The 25,404-nt window shown below is 65.8% G+C and carries 23 protein-coding genes; 9 read left to right on the top strand and 14 right to left on the bottom strand.

The features are described 5' to 3' along the window. Positions 1–142: 142 nt before the first annotated feature. Complete coding sequence (locus tag P2G62_RS04350; RefSeq protein WP_275733643.1) at positions 143–463, bottom strand: hypothetical protein; 321 nt, start codon at positions 461–463, stop codon at positions 143–145. A 394-nt stretch (positions 464–857) separates the two neighbouring features. Here P2G62_RS04350 and P2G62_RS04345 point away from each other — a divergent pair, with 394 nt between their 5' ends. Together P2G62_RS04345 and P2G62_RS04340 are read left to right on the top strand one after the other, a co-directional pair. Continuing rightward, the gene (locus tag P2G62_RS04345; protein ID WP_275733642.1) at positions 858–1,964 is read left to right on the top strand and encodes an efflux RND transporter periplasmic adaptor subunit; all 1,107 of its coding nucleotides are present in this window, start codon (positions 858–860) and stop codon (positions 1,962–1,964) included. A 10-nt stretch (positions 1,965–1,974) separates the two neighbouring features. Next, positions 1,975–5,043: an efflux RND transporter permease subunit gene (locus tag P2G62_RS04340; protein ID WP_275733641.1), complete on the top strand. Its 3,069-nt coding sequence runs from the start codon at positions 1,975–1,977 to the stop codon at positions 5,041–5,043. Positions 5,044–5,223: 180 nt separating this feature from the next. Here P2G62_RS04340 and P2G62_RS04335 read toward each other — a convergent pair whose 3' ends face one another. Beyond that, entirely contained in the window at positions 5,224–6,819 is a 1,596-nt protein-coding gene (locus P2G62_RS04335) for a GMC family oxidoreductase N-terminal domain-containing protein (RefSeq protein WP_275733640.1), read from the bottom strand. 209 nt (positions 6,820–7,028) lie between these two features. On the opposite strand from P2G62_RS04335, the gene P2G62_RS04330 reads away from it, so the two are divergent. The 4 genes from P2G62_RS04330 to P2G62_RS04315 all read left to right on the top strand — a co-directional run bounded on the left by P2G62_RS04330 (position 7,029) and on the right by P2G62_RS04315 (position 9,799). Beyond that, positions 7,029–8,003 (top strand): threonine dehydratase, encoded by a 975-nt coding sequence (locus P2G62_RS04330; RefSeq protein WP_275733639.1) that lies wholly within the window; start codon positions 7,029–7,031, stop codon positions 8,001–8,003. A 100-nt stretch (positions 8,004–8,103) separates the two neighbouring features. After that, positions 8,104–8,559: an NUDIX hydrolase gene (locus P2G62_RS04325; RefSeq protein WP_275733638.1), complete on the top strand. Its 456-nt coding sequence runs from the start codon at positions 8,104–8,106 to the stop codon at positions 8,557–8,559. A 76-nt stretch (positions 8,560–8,635) separates the two neighbouring features. Continuing rightward, a complete protein-coding gene (locus P2G62_RS04320; RefSeq protein ID WP_275733637.1) occupies positions 8,636–9,085 on the top strand; it encodes a DUF1178 family protein in 450 nt (149 codons plus the stop codon). 69 nt (positions 9,086–9,154) lie between these two features. After that, positions 9,155–9,799, top strand: coding sequence for an SDR family NAD(P)-dependent oxidoreductase (locus P2G62_RS04315; RefSeq protein WP_275733636.1), 645 nt, complete (start codon positions 9,155–9,157; stop codon positions 9,797–9,799). Positions 9,800–9,886: 87 nt separating this feature from the next. Here the strand turns inward: P2G62_RS04315 and P2G62_RS04310 are convergent, their stop codons facing one another. Then, positions 9,887–11,410 carry a pyruvate kinase gene (locus P2G62_RS04310; RefSeq protein WP_275733635.1) on the bottom strand — a complete coding sequence of 508 codons (1,524 nt, stop codon included), beginning with the start codon at positions 11,408–11,410 and terminating at the stop codon, positions 9,887–9,889. Positions 11,411–11,601: 191 nt separating this feature from the next. Between P2G62_RS04310 and P2G62_RS04305 the strand changes: the two genes are divergently transcribed. Both P2G62_RS04305 and ptsP read left to right on the top strand, forming a co-directional pair. Next, complete coding sequence (locus tag P2G62_RS04305) at positions 11,602–12,864, top strand: aspartate kinase (protein WP_275733634.1); 1,263 nt, start codon at positions 11,602–11,604, stop codon at positions 12,862–12,864. 42 nt (positions 12,865–12,906) lie between these two features. Next, positions 12,907–15,147, top strand: a complete 2,241-nt coding sequence (gene ptsP, locus P2G62_RS04300; protein WP_275733633.1) for a phosphoenolpyruvate--protein phosphotransferase — start codon at positions 12,907–12,909, stop codon at positions 15,145–15,147. On the opposite strand, the gene P2G62_RS04295 is transcribed toward ptsP, so the two are convergent. Next, positions 15,148–16,173 (bottom strand): putative sulfate exporter family transporter, encoded by a 1,026-nt coding sequence (locus P2G62_RS04295; RefSeq protein WP_275733632.1) that lies wholly within the window; start codon positions 16,171–16,173, stop codon positions 15,148–15,150. 90 nt (positions 16,174–16,263) lie between these two features. Between P2G62_RS04295 and P2G62_RS04290 the strand changes: the two genes are divergently transcribed. After that, a complete protein-coding gene (locus tag P2G62_RS04290; RefSeq protein ID WP_275733631.1) occupies positions 16,264–17,157 on the top strand; it encodes a LysR family transcriptional regulator in 894 nt (297 codons plus the stop codon). On the opposite strand, the gene P2G62_RS04285 is transcribed toward P2G62_RS04290, so the two are convergent. The 10 genes from P2G62_RS04285 to P2G62_RS04240 all read right to left on the bottom strand — a co-directional run bounded on the left by P2G62_RS04285 (position 17,148) and on the right by P2G62_RS04240 (position 25,331). Next, entirely contained in the window at positions 17,148–18,206 is a 1,059-nt protein-coding gene (locus P2G62_RS04285; RefSeq protein ID WP_275733630.1) for a glycine betaine/L-proline ABC transporter ATP-binding protein, read from the bottom strand. The genes P2G62_RS04290 and P2G62_RS04285 overlap by 10 nt on opposite strands. Further along, positions 18,199–19,086, bottom strand: a complete 888-nt coding sequence (locus P2G62_RS04280; RefSeq protein WP_275733629.1) for a proline/glycine betaine ABC transporter permease — start codon at positions 19,084–19,086, stop codon at positions 18,199–18,201. Before P2G62_RS04280 ends, P2G62_RS04285 begins: the two co-directional genes overlap by 8 nt. Before the next feature lie 69 nt (positions 19,087–19,155). After that, positions 19,156–20,166: an ABC transporter substrate-binding protein gene (locus P2G62_RS04275; RefSeq protein ID WP_275733628.1), complete on the bottom strand. Its 1,011-nt coding sequence runs from the start codon at positions 20,164–20,166 to the stop codon at positions 19,156–19,158. A gap of 232 nt (positions 20,167–20,398) precedes the next feature. Next, a complete protein-coding gene (locus P2G62_RS04270; RefSeq protein ID WP_275733627.1) occupies positions 20,399–21,397 on the bottom strand; it encodes a hypothetical protein in 999 nt (332 codons plus the stop codon). Next, positions 21,394–22,074 (bottom strand): ABC transporter ATP-binding protein, encoded by a 681-nt coding sequence (locus P2G62_RS04265; protein WP_275733626.1) that lies wholly within the window; start codon positions 22,072–22,074, stop codon positions 21,394–21,396. Before P2G62_RS04265 ends, P2G62_RS04270 begins: the two co-directional genes overlap by 4 nt. Before the next feature lie 12 nt (positions 22,075–22,086). Next, entirely contained in the window at positions 22,087–23,229 is a 1,143-nt protein-coding gene (locus P2G62_RS04260) for an ABC transporter permease (protein WP_275733625.1), read from the bottom strand. Next, positions 23,226–23,570, bottom strand: a complete 345-nt coding sequence (locus tag P2G62_RS04255) for a hypothetical protein (protein WP_275733624.1) — start codon at positions 23,568–23,570, stop codon at positions 23,226–23,228. The genes P2G62_RS04260 and P2G62_RS04255 overlap by 4 nt, the downstream gene beginning before the upstream one ends. Next, positions 23,567–24,121 carry a nitrous oxide reductase accessory protein NosL gene (locus tag P2G62_RS04250; protein WP_275733623.1) on the bottom strand — a complete coding sequence of 185 codons (555 nt, stop codon included), beginning with the start codon at positions 24,119–24,121 and terminating at the stop codon, positions 23,567–23,569. Before P2G62_RS04250 ends, P2G62_RS04255 begins: the two co-directional genes overlap by 4 nt. A gap of 65 nt (positions 24,122–24,186) precedes the next feature. Continuing rightward, on the bottom strand, positions 24,187–24,786 hold the full coding sequence (locus P2G62_RS04245) for a nitrous oxide reductase accessory protein NosL (RefSeq protein ID WP_275733622.1): 600 nt from the start codon (positions 24,784–24,786) through the stop codon (positions 24,187–24,189). Between the two features lie 116 nt (positions 24,787–24,902). Continuing rightward, positions 24,903–25,331, bottom strand: a complete 429-nt coding sequence (locus tag P2G62_RS04240) for a hypothetical protein (RefSeq protein ID WP_275733621.1) — start codon at positions 25,329–25,331, stop codon at positions 24,903–24,905. Positions 25,332–25,404: the final 73 nt, after the last annotated feature.

The raw sequence follows: 25,404 nt of genomic DNA, 5'->3' as shown, positions 1-25,404 counted from the left end.
TGCAAGCCCGCACCCTCTGGGTGATCCATGAAACGCGCCCCTCGCAGCCTTCAACACCATGTTTTATATAGGAAATATAATGGTCAGGACAGCGAAATCAGCGCCTTACTTGGGAAATGTGGGTAAGAATGTGCTAACGTGATTACCACAACAACGGATGCTTGGCCGGGCCCATCTTCGACAGACGTTCGACATTGTTTGCCGTGTGGCGCCCGATTTCGCGCATGCCTGCGTGCATCACCTTGTCGGCGCTATGGCCCGACAACACCGCATGGGCCGCAGCCTGAATGGCCTGGGCAACGGCTTGCGGTTTTTCCGACACCATGCGCGTCATTTCCTCGGGCGAGGTATCCCACAGCCCCGCCATGCCAGCGACCCGCAGCGCGATCACTGCCTGCGCCTCCATCCCGATACGCGTTGCTTCAAGCGACAAAAGCCACGGGGCGAGGGGATTCATGAACATCGAAGACCTTTCCGGCCGTGTCTTCCAGAGCCCGGGCACGGTGCCCGGACCAGACATCCAGCTTATACTGCAATATGTTAATGGGCGCTTATGCGCGCAATCCTCGCCAGGCGAAACCCCCGCCAATGCATAGCTCCCTTGCGTCCACATGCGCGAAATGCGCAAGGACACGCATATCTTTGCCGCTCTATGCACATGCGCACAGATCGGAACGCCGGAATTGCTTGTTATCACCGTTTCGTGCCCCACATCCTCACAGCGAGGTGATTGACTTCCCGCCCGCCCTTTGAACTATTCGGTTCAGGAGGGGGCCAGTGGGCGCGATGCGTCACGCTGGCTTTGCCATTTGAACAAACCGCCGCCCAAAACGTCGCGTGACAGACCCGGAGATACCATGATCAAGCGCTTCATCATTGCCATTCTGCTGCTGGGCCTCATCGGCGGCGGCATTGTCGGCTTCAATCTGTTCCGCGCGAAGATGATCGGCCAGTTCTTCGCCACGATGAAGCCCGCCCCGGTGCCGGTTTCGGTGTCCGAAGTCACGCCGCAGCTCTGGGCGCCCGGGCTCGAGGCGATCGGCACCGCCGCCGCCGCGCAGGGCGTGGATCTGGCCACCGAGGCGGCCGGGATCGTCCGTGAAATCCGCTTCAAGGCGAACGACCGGATCGAGAAAGGCCAGCTTCTGGTGCAGATCGACGACCGCACCGAGCGCGCCGATCTGGCCGCGGCCGAAGCCGCCCTCGATCTGGCCGAAACCTCGCTGACGCGTGCGCGCGAGCTGCGCGAACGCGGCGTGTCGGCCACCACCACGCTCGATCAGGCCGAGGCGACCGCGGTCGAGGCCCGCTCGACCGTGGCCAAACTCAAGGCCGTGCTGGAAACCAAGCAACTGACCGCGCCCTTCGGCGGCACGATCGGCATTCCGCAGATCGAACTGGGCCAGTTCGTCACCGCAGGCACCCCCTATGCCACGCTGCAGGACCGCAGCCAGATGCGCGTCGACTTTACCCTGTCCGAACAACAGGCCGGTGTGGTGGCCCCCGGTCAGAAGGTGACCGTGACGTCGGAAGTGGGCGATCTGTCGCTGGCGGGCGAAGTCACCGGCATCGAACCCAAGATCGACGCCAATTCGCGTCTGGTAACGATCCGTGCCAGCGTGCCCAATGCCGAGGATCGGTTGACCCCCGGCCAGTTCCTGCGCGTGCGCGTGTCGCTGCCCGAAGAAGAGGGCATCATCGCACTTCCGCAGACGGTGGTCAGTTCCAACCTCTACGGCGACTCGGTCTTCGTGGTCCGCGAAGAGACCCCGGAAGGCGGCGAGCCCACGCTGATCGCCAAGCAGGTCTTCGTCAAACTCGGGCGCCGCTCGGATACTCTGGTCGAGATCACCGAGGGGCTGAAAGCGGGCGACAAGGTGGTGAACGCGGGCCAGAACCGGCTGAGTTCGGGCGCCACGGTCACCATCGACAACAGCCTCGCGCCCGTCGCGGCGACGAACTGAGGGACGGACGATGCATTTCACCGAACTCTTCATCCGCCGCCCGGTGCTGTCCACCGTGCTGGGCGCCTTCATGCTGCTTTTGGGCATTCAGGCCTTCTTCAACCTGCCGGTGCGGCAATATCCCAAGGTGGATGAAACGGTGGTCACGATCACCACCACCTATCCGGGGGCCGCGCCCGAACTGATCCAGGGCTTCATCACCGCGCCGATCTCGGCCGCGGTGGCCACCACGGAAAACATCGACTACGTCACCTCGTCCTCGCGGCCCTCGGCCTCGGTCGTGTCGGTGAACATGAAACTGGGCGCCGATCCCGATGTGGCGCTGACCGAGGTGCTGGCCAAGGTGCAGCAGGTGCGCGGCGATCTGCCCGATGACGCCAACGATCCGATCATCGTCAAGGGCACGGGACAAACCTTCGCGCTGATGTATCTGGCGGCGATCAACCCGAACATGACGCCCGAACAGCTGACCGAATACCTGGAACGCGTGATCCGGCCGCGGATGTCGACCATCCCGGGTGTCGCCCAGATCGAGGTGATCGGCGCATCGAACTATGCGATGCGGGTCTGGCTCGATCCGAACAAACTGGCCGCGCGGGGCGTGACCGCTTCCGAAGTGCTGGCGGCGATCCGCGCCTCGAACTTCCTGTCGGCGCCGGGCAAGACCGAAAATGAGTTCTTCGCCCAGTCGATCACCCTGAAATCGACGCTGCAAACCCCCGAAGCCTTCGGCGCCCTGCCGCTGCGGGCCTCGGGCGATGCGGTGGTGCGGCTGCGCGATGTGGCCGATGTCGCGCTGGCTTCGGACGAATCCGGCGAGATCGTGACCTTCAACGGTCAGCCCGGCACTTTCATCGCGGTCTACCCGACCCCGGCGGCCAACCCGCTTGATACCGCCGCGGCCGTGGTCGAGGAACTGCCCGCGATCAACGCCGCCCTGCCCGAAGGCATGGGGATCGAACTGGTCTATGACTCGACCGACACGATTTCCGCCTCGATCGACGAGGTGTTCAAGACCATCGCCGAAGCGGTGGCGATCGTGGTCGTGGTGATCTTGCTGTTCCTCGGCTCGATCCGATCGGTGCTGATGCCGATCGTCACGATCCCGCTGTCGCTGATCGGGGTGATGGCGGTGCTGCTGGCACTTGGCTATTCGATCAACCTGCTGACGCTGCTGGCGATGGTTCTGGCCATCGGTCTGGTGGTCGATGACGCCATCGTTGTTGTGGAAAACATCCACCGCCACATGGAAGACGGGATGAAGCCGATCCCGGCCGCGGTGCAGGGCATGCGCGAAATCACCGGCCCGGTGATCGCGATGACCATCACCCTGGCCGCAGTGCTCTCGCCACTGGCCTTCACCGGCGGTCTAACCGGGGCGCTGTTCTCGGAATTCGCCTTCACGCTGGCCGGGGCCGTGATCCTGTCGGGGATCATCGCGCTGACGATCACGCCGATGATGTCGGGGCGTATTCTGAAGGAAGGCCATGCCTCGGGCTTCCAGGCCTGGGTCGACCGCACCTTCGATCGCTTTGCCGGCTGGTATGAACGCCGCGTGGCTTCGTCGCTCGACTATCGCCCGGTGACCACGCTGATGGTTCTGGTTCTGGCGGGCGTTACCGGGTTCATGTTCCTCAACACCTCGACCGAGCTGGCCCCGGATGAAGACCAGGGCGCCCTGTTCGCCATTCTGAACGGCCCGCGCTATGCGACCTCGGACTATACCCAGATGTATATCGACGATCTGGGCCGCGCGACCGCGGACATCCCCGAAGTGCGCACCGATTTCTCGATCGCGGGCTTTGGCGGATCGGACAGCCAGGGGATCTATATCTGGGCGCTGAAAGACTGGGCCGATCGCTCGCGGTCGCAGGCGGAAATCCAGACCGAGATTCAGGGCGCGCTGGACAAATCGACCGGGTTGAAAGGCTTCGCCTTCGCGCCGCCGACCCTGCCGGGCACCGGTGGCGGGCTGCCGATTGCCGTGGTGATCCAGTCGATCCACAGCCCCGAACGCGTGGCCGAAGTCTCGGAAGAAATCCGCCTCAAGGCACAGCAATCGGGCAAGTTCATCGTCGTGCAGAACTCGCTCGCCTTCGACGCGCCCGAAGTGCGCGTGACGATCGACCGCGACCGCGCTGCGACGCTGAATGTGCCGGTGTCGGACATCGGGTCGACGCTGGGGCTGCTGGTGGGCGGCGGGGCCGTCGCGCAATTCGACCGCGACAGCAACAGCTACGACATCATCACCCAGGTGCCGCAGGATTTCCGGGCGAACCCCGAACAGCTGGGCAGCTATTTCGTGCGCGCCGCGACCGGCGACATGGTGCCGCTGTCCTCGGTGGTGAAGATCGACACCGGCGTTGCCGCCGCCTCGGTCGAACAGTTCAACCAGCTGAACTCTGCCACCATCTCGGCACTGCCGCTGCCCGGTCAGTCGACCGGCGACGGCCTCGCCGAAATCGTGCGGATCGCCAATGAAACCATGCCCGAAGGCTTCTTCATCGACTATTCGGGTCAGTCGCGGCTTGAGGTGAAGCAGGGCAACACGATCCTGATCGCCTTCGGCGCGGCGGTTCTGGTGATCTATCTGGTGCTGGCCGCCCAGTTCGAAAGCCTGCGCGACCCGTTCATCATCCTGATGTCGGTGCCGCTGACGATCTTCGGCGCGGTGCTGCCGCTCAACCTTGGGCTCGGCACGCTGAACATCTACAGCCAGGTCGGGCTGATCACGCTGGTCGGGCTGATTACCAAGCACGGCATCCTGATGGTGGAATTCGCCAATCAGCAGCGCCAGGACCACGGGCTGACCCGGCGCGAGGCGATCGTGGCCGCGGCAAAGACCCGGCTGCGCCCGATCCTGATGACCACCGCCGCGATGGCGCTGGCCGTGGTGCCGCTGGTGCTGGCCGAAGGGGCGGGCGCCGCCGCGCGCGAGGCGATGGGGATCGTGATGTTCTCGGGGCTGATGATCGGCACGCTGTTCACGCTGTTCGTGGTGCCGATGTTCTACACCTTCATCTCGCCCTCGGACAAAGCCTGGCGCGAGGCGAACGAACGCCGCATCGCCGCGGGCTGACACCTGCAAACGGCACGGATCAGACCGGGGGGCCCTGCGCCCCCCGTTTTGCATTCTGGCCGATGGTGAGCCTCCGGCGGGGATATTTGGGCCAGAAAGAAATCAGCGGCTTCTTTCTGGTTCAAATATCCCGGGGGAGGCTGCGGCACGCAGCCGGGGGCAGCGCCCCCTGCCCGGCCGTCAGCCGCGAGCGTCTTCCAGAATCATCGCGGCGGCCTTTTCCGCGATCAGCATCGTCGGGGCGTTGGTATTGCCGCTGGTGATCGTGGGCATCACCGAAGCATCCGCGATCCGCAGCCCGGCAAGCCCGCGCAACCGCAGCCGCGGATCGACGACCGAGCCCGGATCGGCCCCCATCCGGCAGGTGCCGACGGGATGGAAGATCGTGGTGCCGATCTCGCCCGCGGCACGCACCAGATCGGCCTCGGACTCGTAGCTTGGCCCCGGTTTGAATTCTTCGGGGCGGAAGCGCGCAAAGGCGGGCTGCGCGGCGATCTGCCGGGTCAGCCGGATCGACTGTGCCGCGACGCGCCGGTCGCCTTCGGTCGACAGGTAATTCGGCGCGATCACCGGATGGGCGCGGCAATCGGGGCCGTTCAGATGCACCGATCCGCGGCTTTCCGGGCGCAGGTTGCACACGCTCGCCGTCATCGCCGGGAACGGGTGCACCGCGTCACCGAACTTGTCGAGGCTGACCGGCTGGATGTGATATTCCAGATCCGCAGTTTCCTTTTCCGGGAAGGAGCGCGTGAAAATTCCCGCCTGGCTGGGCGACATCGACATCGGCCCGCTGCGGAAGGCCGCATATTCAAGGCCGATCTTGGCCTTGCCCCACAGCGAATTGGCCATCGTATTCAGCGTCCTGACGCCCTGCACCTTGTAGATCAGACGCAGTTGCAGATGGTCTTGCAGGTTCTCGCCCACGCCGGGCGTCTCCAGGACCTGCGCAATGCCATTGGCGGCCAGAACGGCGCCCTGGCCGATGCCCGACAGTTCCAGAATATGGGGGCTGCCCACCGCGCCCGCGGCCAGCACGACCTCGCCTGCCGCCGCCTCGAAGGGGGCGTTGTCTTGCAGATAGCGCAGGCCGGTGACCCGCCCCTCGGCGATCAGCAGGCGTTCGACCTGCGCCCCGGTGACGACCCGCAGATTGGGGCGCTTTAGAACGGGCTTCAGAAACGCGGTGGCCGCCGACCAGCGCCAGCCATTCTTTTGCGTCACATGGAAATACCCGCCGCCTTCGTTGTCGCCGCGGTTGAAATCGTCACTGCGCGGAATGCCCGCCTGTTCGGCGGCGTCCAGAAACGCATCCAGCACGTCCCAGCGGACCCGCGCCTGTTCGACCCGCAATTCGCCGCCCGCCCCGTGCAGATCGTCCGCACCGCGGAAGAAATCCTCCTGACGGCGGAACAGCGGCAGCACATCGTCCCAGCCCCAGCCGGTGCAGCCCGCCTGGCGCCACATGTCGTAATCGCGCGCCTGCCCGCGCATGTAGATCATGCCGTTGATCGCGCTGCAGCCGCCCAGGATACGGCCGCGCGGATAGGTCAGCGAGCGCCCGTTCAGCCCCGCATCCGGCGCAGTCTTGAACCCCCAGTCCGTGCGCGGATTGCCGATGCAGTAAAGATAGCCCACCGGAATATGCACCCAGTGGTAATTGTCGCGCCCCCCCGCCTCGAGCAACAGCACCCGGTTTTTCGGATCGGCCGACAGCCGGTTGGCCAGCACACAGCCCGCGCTGCCCGCGCCGACCACGATATAATCGTAACGATCCATTCCGTCCCCCCGTGCATCCGGCACTGCGGGCTCCCCCCCGCAGCTTTGGCGTTCTAAAGGTGTAACCCGCCACACTGCCCACGCGACACAGGCAATCTTGCAAAGCCCTTTTTGCGAAACCGGGCGAATGCAGGTGCAGAAAAGCCCTGCGCCCTTGCATCCCGCGGGGGGCAAGGCTTTGATGGCCCCGCCCAAAACGGAGATCCCCGATGCAGTTCACCCTTGCCGAACTGGAAGCCGCCGCCGATCTGGTCCACCGCGCCCACCCGGCCACGCCGCAATATGCCTGGCCGCAGCTGTCGGCGGCCCTGGGCGCCGAGGTCTGGGTCAAACATGAAAACCACGGGCCAACCGGGGCGTTCAAGGCGCGCGGCGGGATCACCTTCATCGACTGGCTGACCCGCACCCATCCCGACTGCCCCGGCATCATCACCGCCACGCGCGGCAATCACGGCCAGTCGCAGGCGCGGGCCGCCACCGCCGCCGGGCTGCGCGCGGTGGTCTATGTGCCGCAGGGCAATTCGCCCGAGAAGAATGCCGCGATGCGCGCCTTCGGGGCCGAGCTGCGCGAGCATGGCACCGATTTCGACACGGCCCGCGAAGAGGCGATGCGCATGGCCGAGACCGAGGGGCTGATGCCGGTGCCGCCGTTCCATCGTGAACTGGTGCGCGGGGTGGCAAGCTACGGGCTTGAATTCTTCCGCGCGGCGCCGCCGCTGGATGTGGTCTATGTGCCGATCGGCTGCGGCTCGGGGATCTGCGGGACGATTGCCGCGCGCGATGCCCTGGGGCTCGACACGCAGATCGTGGGTGTCGTGGCGACCGGCGCCCCCACTGCAAAACTGTCGTTCGAGGCGGGGCGCCCGGTGCCCAGCGATGCGGCCACCACCTTTGCCGACGGTCTGGCGGTGCGGGTGCCGGTGCCCGAGGCGTTGGCGATCTATTCCAGGGGCGCGGCGCGGATCGCCGCGGTCAGCGATGACGAGATCGCGCAGGCCGCGCGGCTTTACTTCACGGCCACCCATAACGTGGCCGAAGGCGCCGGGGCCGCCGCACTTGCCGCCGCCCTGCAAGACGCCGCCCGCATCAAGGGGCGCCGCGTGGGCGTGATCCTGTCGGGGGGCAATCTGGATGCGGGGGCTTTTGCGCAGATCCTGCGCGGGGATACGCCAAATCCGGGATAAACGTCACAAAACTGTCATGCCCGCCGCGTAGACCGCTGCGTCATCGCCCCCTATCCTCGAAGGCCCGCCTGCCGTCCCAGACCCCAATCGAAAGCCCCGCATGAAGATGGAGACCAAGCTTGCCCTGCTGAAAGCGGCCGAGGGGGTAACCCCGGCACAATTCGCGGCCCTGTGCACCCGTCACAAGGCAGGGCGGATCGAGGTCTTGCTGATCACCTCGCGCGACACCCGACGCTGGGTGCTGCCCAAGGGCTGGCCGATGCCCGGGCGCAGCGGTGCCGAAACCGCCGTGATGGAGGCCTGGGAAGAGGCAGGCGTGGTCGGCGCAATCACCGGGCCTGCCGTTGGCAGCTATATCTACAACAAGGTTCTGGCCCCCGGACGCGCCCTGCCCTGCCGGGTCGAGGTGCATCCGATGAAGGTCGAACGTCTGGCCCAGCACTTCCCCGAAAAGGGCCAGCGGCAGCGCAAGTGGATGACCGCGAAAAAGGCCGCCAAGGCCGTGGCCGAGCCCGAACTTGCGGCATTGCTGCGCGGGCTCAGAAACCACTCCTGATCCCGGAACGCGTGCTGCACGCTTGCATTCGCTGCCGCTTGGCTTATCTGATGCTGCAGTCCCATGGGTGCCCGCGATGATCCGCTACACGTTGAAATGCGATCGTGACCACAGCTTCGAAAGCTGGTTCCACTCGGCCGAAAGCTTTGACAAGCTGCGCGCCGCCGGGATGATTTCCTGCACCCATTGCGGATCGACTGTGGTCGACAAGGCGCTGATGACACCCTCGGTGCAACCGGCGCGCGCGACTGAAAACGCCCCGGGCCAGGCGGACGAAGCGGGGCATCCGCTGTCGGCCCCGCAAAACGAGGCCGAGGCGGCACTGGCCACGATGCGCCGGTATATCGAAGAGAACTCGGATTACGTCGGCGCGGATTTCGCCACCGAAGCGCGCGCGATGCATGAGGGCAACGCCCCCGAACGCGCGATCCACGGCGAGGCGCGGCTGGACGAGGCGCGCGCCCTGCTGGAAGATGGCATCCCGGTCGCTCCCCTGCCGTTCAAGCCCTCGCGGAAGATCAATTAACGCTTGCCTCCGGGGCCTGCAGCGGCATGTTAGCCGCACGACATGCAGTGACGACGGACGGAGGCCCCCATGACCATTCTCATCACCGGCGCGAACCGCGGGATCGGCGCGGCCCTTCTGGCCCAGTATCGCGCAACGGGCACGGTGGCCTTCGGCACGGCACGCCGCCCTGCGGGCGATCTGCTGCCCCTCGATGTGACCGATACCGACAGCCAGCACGCGCTGGCACGGCGGCTGAACGGGCTGCCGATCAGCCTGCTGGTGTGCAATGCCGGGATCTATCCCGACAAGGGCCAGACACTGGAGGCGGGCTATGGCCCCGCGCTGTGGGCCCAGGGGTTTGCCACCAATGTCACCGGGGTCTTCCTGACGATCCAGACCCTGCTGCCGAATCTGCGTGCCGCCCATGGCAAGATCGCGATCATCGCCTCGGCGATGGGGTCGGACGCACGGGCGCCGGGCGGCAGCTATATCTACCGCGCCAGCAAGGCCGCCGCGCTGAACCTTGGCCGCAACCTGGCCGCAGACCTGCGCGGCGAAGGAATTGCCGTCGGCATCTACCACCCCGGCTGGGTAAAAACCGAAATGGGCGGTCCGGCAGCCGAGATCAGCACCGCGCAATCGGTCGCGGGGCTGGCGCAACGCTTCGCCGCCCTCGACGTGACCACCACCGGCTGTTTCGAAAGCTACGACGGCACCGCGATCCCGTTCTGATCGGCAAGCCCGCTTCCGCCGACCCGCCCTTTCATCTTGGCCCAAATATCCCGGGGGAGCGTAGCGGGGGCAGCGCCCCCTCCTCGCTCAGAAGTCGTGCCACAGCCCCAAGGCACCCAGACGGGGCGATTTCTTGTTGGTGTGCCGGTCCATCCGCACCAGAACATCGCGCAGGAAGCTGACGCCCTCGACCAGATGCGGCCCCTTGTTCAGCATCACGCATTCGGCGCGCTGGCTCATCGCGGCATCGGTCATCTCGGCGCGGCTGGCCTGGCCTTCCTTGACCAGTCCTTCCAGAACCTGCGTGGCCCAGACCACCGGCACCTCGGCCGCCTCGCACAACCACAGGATTTCCTCCTGAATCTCGCTCAGCCGCTCGAACCCGATCTCGACCGCCAGATCGCCGCGCGCGATCATCACGCCCACGGGTATCCGCCCGCCCGCCTCGACGATCAGCGCGGGCAGGTTGCGCAGTCCCAGCGGCGTTTCGATCTTGAGCATCAGCGCGGGCCAGTCGCGCCCGCCGCTGCCCTCGGATTTCGGGGCGCGCGCCTCCATCTCGGCAAACAGGCGGCGCAGATCGGCGCCGGTCTGCACGAAGGAATAGCCGATGATGTCGGCATGGCGCATCGCGAAATCGAGGCAGGCCAGATCGTCCTCGGTCAGGGCGGGCACGCGCAGGTCGGTGCCGGGCAGGTTGACGCCCTTTTCCGGACGGACCCGTGCGCCCTTGCCGGGGGTCGAGGTGACCTCGGCCACCACCCGGCCCGGCTCCAGCTCGACCACTTTGGCGCGCAGCTTGCCGTCGTTGATCCAGATCGCGCAGCCTTCGGTCATCGCCGCCATCAGCGCCGGATGGCTGAGCGTGGCGCGCACCCGGTCGTGTTTGCGGTATTTCTTCGACGCGGGCAGCGCGTCGACAATCTCGAACAGGTCGCCGACCTGCAGCCGCTCATCCGCGCCCAGCACCTCTTCGACGCGCAGTTTCGGGCCGGGCAGGTCGATCTGGACCGGCACGCGGCGCCCCATCTCGGCGCCGATCCGGCGCGCATGGCCGATCATCGTAGCCCAGTCCTCGGGCGTGTCATGGGCGCAATTGATCCGCAGGCAATCGGCGCCCGCCGCCAGCAGCGCGGCGATCAGTTCCGGGCCCTGCGCCGCCTCGGAGGGCAGCGTGACCATGGTGCGGGTCTGCGGATTGCCACGCCGCGCGCCAAACAGCGCATCGCGCCGCGCGGCCAGCCGGGCCGGCCCCGCCGCGAAGACCTCGACCGGCGGATAGCCCGCCTCGCCCTCGCCCCCGATCAGCGCCAGCGAGGCCAGCACCGCATCGAGCGAGGCGCGCACATGCGCCTCGGCCCGGCCCAGCGAACTGAGCCCGAGCGAGGCCAGCGGCGCCTGAAACGGCACCAGATCGCCCCGCCGCAAGGCCAGATAATCGGCCAGATTGCGCGCCGATGCCATGAATTCCGGGCGCTGGATCAGGCTGTCCCAATGTTCCAGCGTCGCCTCTGCCCGGCGCGCCATATCGCCCCGCAGCACCTCGAGCGCGCGATACAACCCCCGCGCCTGTGCCCGCCGTTCGCGGGCCTCAACCTCGGCCAGACTCATGCTCTCCTCCTTCGCGCAACCACAGGGCGACCGCTATCGCCCCAGCGCAACAGTTCCGTGACAGTCAGGCGACACCGCGATTACGTTGCGGTGAGCGCGCACCGCAGCGAGCCCTTGCATGCGCGCCCCCCATCCGCTAGCAGGGGCGGGATTTATCCGGGCATTGTGTCCGGGCACATTGGGGGGGTATGATGCCGCTTCTCGTCATGAAATTCGGTGGCACTTCGGTCGCCGATCTTGCGCGGATCAAGAACGCCGCCGAGAAGGTCCGCCGCGAGGTGGAACGGGGTTACGATGTGATCGTGATCGTCTCGGCCATGTCGGGCAAGACCAACGAGCTGGTGGGCTGGGTCGAGCAGACCTCGCCGCTGTTCGACGCGCGCGAATATGATGCCGTGGTCAGCTCGGGCGAGAATGTGACGGCCGGTCTGATGGCCCTGACGCTGCAGGAAATGGGCGTGCCCGCGCGCAGCTGGCAGGGCTGGCAAGTGCCGATCAACACCACCTCGGCGCATTCGGCGGCGCGGTTCGTGTCGATCCCGCGCGACAATCTGGATGCGAAATTCGCCGAAGGCATGAAGGTCGCGGTCGTCGCGGGCTTCCAGGGCCTGTCGCCCGAAGGCCGGATCACCACGCTGGGCCGGGGCGGTTCGGACACCACGGCGGTGGCATTCGCCGCCGCCTTCGGGGCAGAACGCTGCGACATCTACACCGATGTGGACGGGGTCTATACCACCGACCCGCGGATCAGTTCGAAAGCGCGCAAGCTGAACAAAATCGCCTTCGAGGAAATGCTCGAACTGGCCTCTCTTGGTGCGAAAGTCCTGCAGACCCGTTCGGTCGAGCTGGCGATGCGTTACAATGTGCGCCTGCGGGTGCTGTCGTCCTTTGAGGACACCGACGAAACCTCTGGAACCCTTGTCTGCGGTGAGGATGAAATCATGGAATCGAAAGTCGTCTCTGGCGTTGCCTATTCGCGCGATGAAGCCAAGATCACCCTGTTCACCATCGAGGACCGCCCCGGCGTCGCCCAGGCGATCTTTGGCCCGCTGTCCGAGGCCGGCGTGAACGTCGACATGATCGTGCAGAACATCTCGGAAAAAGATTATGACGACAGCCACCCCGGCGCCGTCACCGACATGACCTTCTCCTGCCCGATCAATCAGGTCGCCCGCGCCAAGAAGGCGCTGGAAGATGCCAAGGCCGCCGGCCAGATCAAATATGACGAGCTGATCATCGACACCGAGGTGGCCAAGGTTTCCGTGGTCGGGATCGGCATGCGTTCACACGCTGGGGTTGCGGCGACCATGTTCCAGGCGCTTGCTGCCGAAAACATCAACATCAAGGTGATCTCGACCTCCGAGATCAAGATTTCGGTGCTGATCGACAGGAAATATATGGAACTGGCCGTGCAGGCCCTCCATGATGCGTTTGAACTGGAAAAAGCGGCCTGAGCGAATTCAGGCCCTTGCGGGACACGGGGGCTGACAGGGGCAATGCCGGAACGCAGTGACAGCGACAGTCGCAGTTTGCTGCGGCGTCTGCGCGATCAGCTTGCCACCCCCGGCGGCGGCCAGGATCGGCTGGATCGGATTACCCATCTGATTGCCGATTCGATGCGCACGCAGGTGTGCTCGATCTACCTGTTCCGTGATCCCGAAACCCTAGAACTTTGCGCGACCGAGGGTCTGAACCCCGAAGCCGTCCACCAGACCCGGATGCGGCTGGGCGAAGGCCTGGTCGGGCGTGTGGCGCGCACGGGCGTGCCGGTGAATACCGGCGATGCGCCTTCGGCCCCGGGCTTCCGCTACATGCCCGAGACCGGCGAAGAGATTTATTCATCCTTCCTTGGCGTGCCGATCCAGCGTGTCGGCGAAAAGCTGGGCGTGCTGGTCGTGCAGTCGCGTCAGGCCCGCGAATTCTCGGAAGACGAGGTCTATGGCCTTGAGGTCGTGGCAATGGTGCTGGCCGAGATGACCGAACTCGGCGCCTTCACCGCCGAGGGCAACGGCATCGGCTCGACCCATCGTTTCCCGGTGATGTTCCGCGGCACCTGCGGACAGGAAGGCGCCGCCGAGGGCCGTGTCTGGCTGCACGAGCCGCGCGTGGTGGTAAGCAATCCGGTCGGGGACGACCCCGAAGCCGAACTGGCACGGCTGGATACCGCCATCGAGGCGCTGCGCGCGCAGATCGACGAGATGCTCGAAGGGTCCGCCGGGATGGACAAGGACCACCGGCAGGTTCTGGAAACCTACAAGATGCTGGCGCATTCGCGCGGCTGGATGCGCCGGATGAGCGAAGACATCGGTCTGGGCCTGTCGGCCGAAGCCGCCGTCGAGAAGGAACAATCCACCGCCCGCGCGCGGCTGGAACAATCCCCCGACCCCTATCTGCGCGAGCGGCTGAACGATCTGGACGATCTGTCCAACCGCCTGCTGCGTCTGTTGACCGGCCAGGGCAGCGACACCGGCGCGGCGCTGCCGGAAAACCCGGTTCTGGTCGCGCGCAACATCGGCCCTGCGGAATTGCTGGAATACGGGCGGGCACTGAAGGGTGTGGTGCTGGAGGAAGGCTCCGTCGGCAGCCACGCCGCGATTGTCGCGCGGGCCCTGTCGATCCCGCTGGTGATCCATGCCGCACGGATCACCACCGAGGCCTTGAACGGCGACGCGATCCTGATCGACGGCGATCAGGGCATCGTCCACCTGCGCCCCGAAGACAGCGTCGCCGCCGCGTTCCGCGACAAGATCGCGATGCAGGCCGAGGCGCAGAAACGCTATGCCGATCTGCGCACCCTGCCCGCGACCGACCAGTCCGGCCAGACGATCAGCCTGGTGATGAACGCCGGCCTGATGGCGGATCTGCCCTCGCTGGTGGGGTCGGGCGCAGATGGCGTGGGCCTGTTCCGCACCGAATTGCAATTCCTGACCCGCACCCGCGTGCCGCGCCGGGGCGAACTGGCCGCGCTTTATGCCCGGGTGATGGATGCGGCGGGTGACAAGCCGGTCTATTTCCGCACGCTCGACATCGGGTCGGACAAGGTTCTGCCCTATATGAAACCGCAGGACGAGCCCAACCCCGCGATGGGCTGGCGCGCAATCCGCGTCGGGCTGGACAAGCCCGGCGTGCTGCGGATGCAGTTGCAGGCGCTGGTGCGCGCCGCCGCCGGTCGGCCGCTGTCGGTGATGTTCCCCTTCATCGCCACGCCGAACGAATTCCATGACGCGCGCGCCTCGCTGATGCATGAAATCGAACGCGAGGCGCAGATGGGTCGCCCCGTGCCCTCAAGCCTGAAGATCGGCGCGATGCTGGAAACCCCGTCGCTGGGCTTTGCGCCGGACAGTTTCTATCAGGCCTGCGATTTCATCTCGATCGGCGGCAATGACCTGAAACAGTTCTTCTTCGCCGCCGACCGCGAAAACGAACGTGTGCGCCGCCGCTACGATACGCTCGATGTCAGCTTCCTGACCTTCCTTGAAAAGCTGATCGTGCGCTGCGAAGCCAATGACGTGGCGCTGAGCTTCTGTGGCGAGGATGCGGGCCGCCCGGTCGAGGCGCTGACCTTCGCCGCGCTCGGCATCCGCACGCTCAGCATGCGTCCGGCCTCGATCGGCCCGGTCAAGCATCTGATCCGGCGCGCCAATCTGACCGAGCTGCACCGCGTCATCCACGAGGCCCGCGAGGGCGGCGCGCAATCGGTGCGCCCCGCCGTCACGCATTACCTCGCACGGCTCTGATCACACGATCTGCACCAGCCCCAGCCCCAGGGCGGAAATGAACAGCCAGGCCAGCGCGCCCAGAACCAGCGGCCGCAGCCCCCGCAGCCGCAACCGCCGCACATCGGTTTCCAGCCCCATCGCAGCCAGCGCCATGGTCAGCAGAAAGGACGTGCCCGTGGCGATGCGTGCATGCCAATCGGCCGGAAGCGCGATCGCGGAATTCAGCAAAACCACCGCAATGAAACCGAAGGCGAACCAGGGCATCGGTGCGCGCGCGCCCGTCGCATCGCCCCGCCGCGCGGCCAACGCCCCGAGCGACAGGATCAGTGGCGCCAACAGAATCACCCGGCTGAGCTTGGCAACCGTGCCTGCATGCCCCGCCGCCTCGCCCCGCGCGAAGGCCGCGGCGACGACCTGCGCCACCTCGTGAATCGTGGCCCCGGCCCACAGACCGTAGCGCGTGGCGCCAAGGTCCAGCATCCCGCCAAGTGCGGGAAACAGCAGCATCGAAAGCGAGCCGAACACCGTCACGCAGGCGATGGCATAGGCCACATCCTCGTCGCTGCCCCGCGTCACCGTGTTGCAGGCGATCTCCGCCGAGGCCCCGCAGACCGAGGTGCCCGCCGCGATCAGTTCGGCCAGGCGCCGCTCGACCCCGATCACGCGGCCCATCGCCTTGGTAAAGACGAAGGTCGCCCCCAGCGTGACCACGATCACCGCCACCCCGCGCCCGCCAACCGCCGCCAGTTGCGTCAGCGTCAGCTGAAACCCCAGCAGCACGATCGCCGCGCGCAGGATGCGTTTGAGCGTGAACTGAATTCCGGGCTGCGCGGTGAAAGGCACCCGCCCCAGATTGCGCAGTGCCATCCCGCCAACCATCGCCAGCACCAGCGGGCTCAGCCCCGCCACCCCCAGCGTGCGTTGCAGCGCCACGGCCGCCAGCGCCAGTCCGAAACTCAACGCCAGCCCCGGCAGAAGCGGGTATGCCGCCCAGGGCCGGGCCGTCGTGTCGATCATCTGGCCGCGCATCTCTGTCTCCGTCATTCTGCCTGCCGCGCCAGAATGTCGCCTCACAACCATTCAATCCAACGCATTATTCTTGTTCAATCGTTCGATTTTTGCGATTATTTATTCATGACATTGGAGCAATTGCGCATCTTTCTGGCCGTGGCCGAACGCCAGCACGTCACCCGTGCCGCGCAGGCGCTTGGGCTGACACAATCGGCGGTTTCGGCAGCGGTGGCCGCCCTGGAAGGGGCGCATGGCGTCGCGCTGTTCGACAGGATCGGGCGCGGCATCACCCTGACCGAGGCCGGCACGGCCTTTGTGCCCGCGGCGCGCGCGGTGCTGGCACAGGCCGAAACCGCCCGGCTGGTGCTGGAGGATCTGGCGCAGGAACCCCGCGGGCGGCTGCGCCTGCACGCCAGCCAGACCGTCGCGAGCTATTGGCTGCCGCCGCAACTGGTGCGGTTTCACGCCGCTTTTCCCAAGGTCGAGATCACGCTGAGCGTCGGCAACACCGCACAGGTGGCGCAGGCCGTGCAGGCGGGCGAGGCCGATCTGGGCTTTGTCGAAGGGGCCGTCGCGCAGGGTGACCTGCACCGGCAGGTGGTGGCGCGCGATCAGTTGGTGCTGATCATGGCACAGGGTCACCCCTGGGCCGGACGCACCACGATTGCGCCCGCCGATTATCCGCGCTTGCGCTGGATTCTGCGTGAGGCGGGGTCGGGCACGCGTTCGGAATTCGAGGCGCATCTGGCGGCGCAGGGCCTGATGCCGGACGATTTGCAGGTGGCGCTGGAAATGCCCTCGAACGCCGCCGTGCTGACGGCGGTTGCGGCGGGCGATTGCGTCAGCGCGCTGTCGGCGCGGGCGGTGGCCACGGCGCCCGGCGGGCTGGTCGCCCGGCCCATTGCCGGGGCCGAGCGACCCTTTGCCGTGCTCAGCCACCCCGCGCGCCATCGCACCCGTGCCGCCCGCGCGCTGCTTGCGCAGATCACGGGCGGCGGCGGTCTGGGTCAGGAATAGCGGGCGACTTCCGCAGTCTTGCGCGATTCAAGCGCACCGATCACCGCGTTCATGCTGATCGTGCCGACCGTCTTGCCGGCCTTGTCGATCACCGGGCAAACCCCGTCCGGGCTGTCATGCAGCACGCCGAGGATTTCCTCGATGGTCTGGCTGGTGCGCACCGGCGCGCCCTGCCCGCCGCCCGGCCCCGGCACCATGATCGACCGGATGCGGATCACCTTGGCACGGTTGATGTCCTTGATGAAATCCGTGATGTAGGCATCCGCCGGGTCCATGATGATCGCCTGCGGATCGCCCGCCTGCACCACCTCGCCGTCGCGCAGGATCGCGATGCTGTCGCCGATCCGCAGCGCCTCGTCCAGATCGTGCGTGATGAAGACGATGGTCTTTTGCAGCTCTGCCTGCAGGTCCAAAAGGACGGTCTGCATATCGGTGCGGATCAGCGGATCGAGGGCCGAGAACGCCTCGTCCATCAGCAGGATATCCGCATCCGTGGCCAGCGCCCGGGCCAGACCCACACGCTGCTGCATGCCGCCCGACAATTGCCCGGGGTAGTGCTGCTCAAAGCCCGCCAGACCCACGCGCTCGATCCAGCGCGCGGCACGACGCTGCGCCTCGTCATCGCTCAGGCCCTGGATATGCACGCCGTATTCGACATTCTGCTGCACCGTGCGATGCGGCAGAAGGCCGAATTTCTGGAACACCATCGACATCTTGAACCGCCGCAGATCGCGCAACGCGGTGTCATTCATCGCCATGACATCCTCGCCATCGACCAGGATTTCGCCCGCGGTGGGGTCGATCAGCCGGTTGAAATGGCGGATCAGCGTGGATTTGCCCGACCCGGACAGCCCCATGATGACCTGCAACCCATGCGCGGGTATATCGAGGTTGATGTCGCGCAGCCCCAGCACATGATTGCTGGTCTCCAGCAGCTCGGCCTTGCTGGCGCCCGCCTGCACCTGCGCCAGCGCGGCGGCCGGATCTTCGCCGAAGATCTTGTACAGGTTGCGGATACGGATTTTCGGTTCGGTCACATCGTCAGCCATGGCCCTGATCCTTGTAGCTTTGCAGGCGTTTGCCATAGGTCTGGCTGACGCGGTCGAAGATGATCGCGAGCGCGACAATCGCCAGCCCGTTCATCAGCCCAAGCGCAAGGTATTGGTTGGAAATCGCGCGCAGCACCGGCACGCCCAGCCCCTGCACCCCGATCATCGAGGCAATCACAACCATCGACAGCGCCATCATAATCGTCTGGTTCACACCGGCAAAGATGTTGGGCAGCGCCAGCGGGATCTGCACCCCCCAGAGTTTTTCACGGGTCGACGCGCCAAAGGCGGTGGCGGCTTCCAGAACCTCGGTATCGACAAGGCGGATGCCCAGATTGGTCAGCCGCACGATGGGCGGCAGCGCATAGATGCACACCGCCAGAAGGCCCGGCACCTTGCCGATGCCCAGCAGCATCACCACCGGGATCAGATAGACGAAGGACGGGATCGTCTGCATCACGTCCAGCACCGGCGTAATCAGCGTCTGCGCCCGGTTGTAGCGCGCCATCAGAATGCCGATCGGAATGCCGATGGCGATACACAGGAAGGTCGCGACCGAGATGATCGCCAGCGTCGACATGGTGTTTTCCCACATCCCGAGCCAGCCGATCGCCAGAAAGGCCGCGACCGTGCCTGCCGTGATCTTCCACGACCGCGAGCCGAGCCAGGCCAGCCCCGCCAGCACGGCGATCACGACGGGCCACGGCGCATGGATCAGCAGCCGCTCGAACCAGATCATAAAGCGCAGAAGCGGGTCGAAGAAGGCCTCGATCCCCTCGCCATAGGCGCGGGTGAAATTGCGGAAGGCGCCGTCGATAGCCTGGCGCAGCGCGCTCAGGTCACGACGGCCCAAAGAGGGAAATTCTGTCAGGAAATCCATAGCTTATCCTTTGAACAGCCACAGGCCCGCACGCATCGCGCACGGGCCTGCGAAAACCGGGTCCGGCGCTTAAAGCGCGCTTTTCACTTTGTCGGCGATCTCGGGGCTGACCCACTGCGTCCAGACATCGGCATGTTCGGCCAGGAACTCATAGGCCGCGTCCTCGCCGGTCGCCTGATTGTCGCTCATAAAGACCAGCATCGCGTTCATCACGTCGCCCGGGAACACGCGCTTCTTGAAATACTCTTGCGCGGGGCCGGCCTTTTCCATGAATTCGGCGGTCACGACGGTTTCCACCTCGGACACCGTCCACGAGGTCGGCTTCGGATCGGCGCAGTCCTGTTCGGACAGGGCAATGCAGCCATCCCAATTGTCACGCCCGCCCCATTCGGCCTCGAACGGCAGCATGACCATGTTGTATTTGCCGATGATCGCGGTGGGCGACCAGTAATAGCCGAACCACGGCTCGCCGCGTTCGACCGCATTGGCCATCGCACCGTCCAGCCCCGCGGCCGATCCCGGATCGACCAGAACCCAGCCCTTGTCTTCCATCTTGAAGGCGCGGAACAGGTTGGCATTCACCAACTGGCAGCCCCAGCCCGCCGGACAGCCGTAGAAGGCGCCCTTGGTTTCGTCTTCCTTGTAGGGGAACAGCTCGGGGTGTTCGAGGATCTTCTCGACCGTGTCCAGTTCGGGATGCGCCTCGGCAAAGGCGGGGGTGACCCACCAGCCCTCGCCCAGATCGGTGATCGGCCCGGCATTGAGCGCGACCAGCGTGCCGGCGTCTTTCGCCACTTTCAGCGGGTCACGCACCGCGTTGATCCACAGTTCGGGCGCCACGTCGGGCTGGCCCTTTTCGTTCATCGAGGCAAAGGTCGTGGTCGTGGCGCCGGGCACCAGCTCGACCTCGCAGCCATAGCCCTCTTCCAGGATGATCGCGTCGACATTGGCCATCAGCTCGGCCGAAGCCCAGTCCATCTCGGCCAGCGAGATCTGGCCGCAGCTGTCGGCCGCCATCGCAGCGCCGGTCGAAGCAATAAGTCCAGTGACGCACAGCGCGCCGATTTTACGGATAGTCATGGGAAGTCCCCCGGTTTCGTTGGTTGTTCTTGGCGCAGCCAGGTGGCCACAAGGCTCAAGTCACCACCCGATTGGGCGATTTCTCCGCCTGAACGGACCGCATCGGGCATGCCAACACGGCCCGGTAGCCCACCCGAAACGGGCACGCCTGCGGAGCACGGTCAGATTGGACCACGTTAAGTGTCGTTTTTCAACCCGAATGTCGCAAATAGGATATTCCCTTACGGCATCCTTAGCCGAACAGGATCAGCTGCGACCGGACGATCGCCCAGATCACCGCCACCCCGAACAGCGCGAATGCCCCAAGGGACAGCCAGATCTGCCGCCGGATCAGCGCAGGCAAGACGCCCGTCAGGCTCGGCACCCGGGCAAAGCCCTGCAAGACGCCCGCCGACAGCGCCAGCGCCGTGCCTGCGAACAGCGGCCCGTAAAGCGCATAGCCGTAGTAGCCGTATTCGGGTTTCAGGATGCAGAACGGGCAATGGTGGTTCGGATGTTCATAGATGTAGGACGACACGACCGAGATGATCGCCGCGATCGCCACCCCGAATAGCACCGCCCCCGCCAGCGCGAAGACCTGCGCGCCGCGCCGCCAGATCAGCGCCCCCGCCCCCGCCAACGCCACTGCCGCGCCGCTGCCGCCCAACAACCACAGCGCCGCGCCCGGGCTCAGCCCGCTCAGCTCTGCCGCGAGGTTGGGGTTCACCGGGGTGAACAGTTTCGAACAGCACGAGGTGATGACATCGGTGCGCAGGTTCAGGAAATAGGTCAGCTCCAGCCCCGCGCTCAGCACCACCAGCGGTGCAATCCCGACAAGGGCCGCATATTTCACCCGCGTCAGCGGGAAGTCGCGGCCCATCCGGTCGGCGCGGTCCAGCATCAACCAGACGGCCGCGGCGAAGAACACCGCGATCTTCGCGTAAAGCGCCGGGAAGCCGTAGGGGTTGACGTTCAGCGTGCCGACCGCGCACATCGCACCCACGAACAGGCTCGCCATCCGGTCGGCATTGAAGACGAACAGCAGCAGCGACACCAGTTCGGCCAGCATCACGAAGCGAAACAGCGTCGAGACGAGTTCGGTCAGCCGTTCCATCTGCAACTGCGCCCGACTGCCCGACGCAAGGTTCCAGCGCGCCAGCACGCGCAGCCCGAACCAGCCGCTCCAGACGGCGACGAGGCTGGCCAGCAGCGACACCAGCAGCAGGGCCAGGATCGGGGTCTGAAAGATCATGCGAAGGCCCCGCTGATCCGCCCGTCCTGCATCTCGATCACCGCGTTGACCATATCCGCCTCCCAGATGCGGGGGTCGTGGCTGGTCATGATGACCGTGCGGCCTTCGTCGCGCAGAGCGGCCACGATCTCCAGAAAACGATGCGTCAGTTCGGTGTCCAGGTTCGCCGTCGGCTCGTCCGCGATCAGGATGCGCGCATCGTTGATCAGCGCGCGGGCGATCGCGGCGCGCTGCGTTTCACCGCCCGACAGATATTCGACCTTCATATCGGCCTTGGCGCCCAGCCCCAGTTGTTCCAGCCGGTCCAGCGCGCGCCGCCTCAGCGCGGCATGGTCAGGGCCCAGCGGCACCGCGGGCAGCATCACGTTTTCCAGAACGCTCAGGCCCCGGATCAGGTTGAACCGCTGGAATACGAAGCCAAAGGTCGTGCGGCGTTGTTCGGTCAGGAACTTCTCGGGCAGGCCCGACACCATCTGCCCGTCGACAAAGACCCGCCCGGTCGAGGGCCGCGCCATGCAGCCGACGATCGACAGAAGCGTGGTCTTGCCCGACCCCGACGGCCCCTTGAACACGGTCACCGCCCGGGGCGCGATTTCAAGGTCGATGTCGCGAAGCGCCTGCACCTCGTTCGGGCGGCCTTCGTTGTAAAGCTTGCTGACGGATTGCAGAGAAATCATCAAAGGGCCCTTTCAGCGCATGATCTGGTCAGGGTCGGCAGAGGCCGCGCGCCAGATCGGCACCAATGTGGCGGCCACATAGGGCACCACGGTAATCAGGAACAACGCGGTCAGTTGCATCCCGTCGATCTGCGGTGCCAGCCGGAAATCGGGGTAGATCACCGACCACCCCTTCAGCACCGGTGCGAAAAGTGCCGCCCCCGCCCCGAACACATGCAGATAGGCCGCCACCGTGCCGATCAGGAAGGCGCCAATCGCGATCAGCGCCCCTTCCCACAGCTTCATCGCGATTACGTCCGAACTGTCCCAGCCGATCGCCTTGAGCACGCCGATCTCGCGCGCCTCTTCCGCCGACAGACCCGAGGCCTTTTCGGCGGCAAAGATCGCAAACGCCAGAATTGCCGCCCCGGCCAGCGCCACCAGCAGGCCCTCGCGCCAGGAAAACAGTTTTTGATAGGTGCGGGCAATGTCGTCGCGGGTCACGAACCGCGCGGCGGGCATGGCGCGGGTGGCTTTCTCGACAATCGTCGCGATTTCACGCGGATTGCGGATCGACACCGCAATATCGGTGTAAACCCCGGGCGGCACTTCGAAAAAACGCCGGAAATCGGACTCGGCCATCAGCACCAGATCGCTGGAGACCAGCGCGGAATCGCTGTCGAAGGTCCGCGCCACGGCGAATTTCTGCAACTCCCCCGGCCAGCGGCTCAGAAACAGCGGCGCCTGCGCAAAGGTGAAGCCGCGCGCCCGCGGGATGCCCTCGCCCACCGCCACCGTGCCCGGCTCGGGCATCATCGCCGGATCGTCAGGCACCATCACGGTATAATTGGCGCCGCTGATCCGGTCATAGAAATACCCCCACAACCGCCCCTTGGCCGCGGTCACGCCGCGAATGGCCGTCAGCTTGGCGATCTGGGTTTCCGCGATCAGATCCTGCCGCCCCAGCACCAGTTGCTGCACGATCAGTTCGGGCGCCTCGGCCAGCACCAGATCGGCCTCGCGCTGCAGGGCCGCGGAAAACAGCATCGCCGAGGCCACGACGAAGACGATGACCGAGAAGATCACCACCAGCGCCAGGTTCTTGCCACGGCGGCGGGCCAGCGCGGCAAGGGTGTAATCGGCCAGTGCGCGCTGACGGCGCAGGAAGGGGGTCATCGGCTCACCTCGTCGGCACTGAACCCCAGCGCGCTGGCAGGCAGCGCATGGGGCAGCGGCACGAAGCTGCCCGAGGGGAAATGTTCGAAAGACATCGGGTTATCCTGAAACGCGCTGTGCAGATCGGCCAGCGCGGGGTGGCGGGCATAGCGGGCCTCGGTGAACAGCGCGAGGTCGGTCAGACCCAGGCTGCGCACCAGATCGGCCGAGGCGGCGATCCGCCGTGCCTCGGCCGGGGCGCGCCAGGCGGCATGCGCGGCTTCCAGCGCCAGCATCAGCGCAAGCGCGCCGATCAGCGCGAAAACAACGCTGCTGCGCCTAAGGCCCGCCGCTGGCTTCATTCAAAATGCCCCTGATCCAGATCGGCCAAAAGCGGCAGCGCCACCTCGTCAAAGGCCAGAAGCTTGCGGCCTTTGTGATCGCGGGTGAAATCGGCGGCATCCGCGTCATTGGCCAGCGGCACCAGCTCGTGCCCCATCGGGCCCAGAACGTCCGATCCGACGCTATAAAGCGCCGCGCGCGCGTCGACCCGGGCCAGCCCGTAATATTCGGTCACACCCATGGCCGCGATCTGATCGGGGCTGCGGTCGGGGGCATATTTCGGCATGTCGCGCAGGTATTTGAAGAAATCCTTGGCACCGTCGAAATGCACCGCCGTGCCGTCGGCAAACAGGATGGTGGCGACCCATTCGGGATATTTCGCCACGAACATGCCGCAGACCGGGCAGGTATCGCGCGGGCCGGGCGGCGGCAGATCGACGGGGGGCGCGTCGGCATGGGCAGGGCGCAGCCCCGTGCCCAGCCACAGCAGTGCCGCGCCAAACGGCAGCGCGGCCAGAAGCTTTCGCCGGTCAGGGCGCGGCGCATGGGTGCAGTCGGAATGGTCGCACATCGGCTCTCTCCTATCGGTTGCGCCCGCCTCGATGCACGACCGGGGCGGGCCAAAGGCGCGTGGCCTCAGTTTCCGGCGCGCGCGCGGCGCTCGGCGCGGCGGGCGCGGATGTTGATGGTGTCTTGCGCCATGTCGGCATAGCTGCGCACCAGCGCCCCGTTGAAATCGGTCATTTCGGCGCCCGCGACCATTGCAGCCTCTGCCTTGGCCTTGTCGGCGTAGGCATATTTCGACACGGCCGCCATGGTGCCCGGCTTGGACGGGTCGATCACATAGGTCGCCTGTTCGACATCGACCAGCGGCTTGACCTCGTCCTCGGCGCCCGCGTCCCCCGCATAGATGGTCTTCGGCCCGCGATCGAGGTTCAGCGACAGGCTGATCGCCGCGCAATGCAGCGAGCAGGTGCCGTCCACAGTGTCGTCATCGTAAACGATCAGGTGGCGCGTCTGGCTGAACATCTTGCGCACCATGCCGCAATAGGGGCAGCGTGGGTATTTCTCGAACTCGTTTTCCAGCGGGTTCGGATCGACCTTCAGAAACCGGGCCAGCCCGTTCTCATCGGTCCAGTCCCAGGGCATGACCATTTTTTCCTGCGCCTGCGCAGTGCCGGCAGCGGCAAACAGCATGCCGGTCGAAGTGGTCAGAAGAAAATTACGACGTTTCATGGAGTTATCTTTCCTGAAGTGGGTCAACCGAAGCCGCGCGCGCAGCAAGGCACGGGGTCTTGGGCGACGATGTGGAAGGTTCAGGCCGGGGCTGACTGCCCATGCAGCCGGATCGTTCAGGAAAGCGGATGCGGGGGCGCGCGGATCTGGCCCAGTCCGACCAGACGCAGACTGACGGGTGCGGGCACCTCGGAGCGCCGCGCAACCGGCGCAAAAACGGCAGGCTGGAACGCCACCGCAGCACTGGCCTGCGGCATGTCGAAGCCGCAAGCGCCCGGGCTGGTGCAGATCGGACAACTGGAATGGGCACCGGTCTGTGACGCAGGCTCGGCGCCACCCACCGGCATCAGGATGATACCCTCGCCCGTGCATATCTGCAGAAATCCGCCCCGCGTTCCTTCCGGCGCATGCCCTGCCGCCGCAACCGCGCTGGCGCCGGCGTGCTCGGCATAGAGCACTACCTGCAAAAGCATCGCCACCAATGCCAGCGCCCGGGCAAAGCTCAGGGCCCGGAAGCGGTTGGAAAAGGCTCGGCGTGCGCGCATGTCTCTTGCGTGTCAGGACAGTCGATGATCGCACACTACGCTGTGATCGCGGGTCCGGGCAACCGGCCATTCG

Origin of the sequence: Paenirhodobacter sp. CAU 1674 (assembly GCF_029222945.1) — a bacterium.
Classification (GTDB): Bacteria; Pseudomonadota; Alphaproteobacteria; order Rhodobacterales; family Rhodobacteraceae; genus Rhodobacter.
This window is presented reverse-complemented; position numbering and strand designations above follow the sequence as displayed.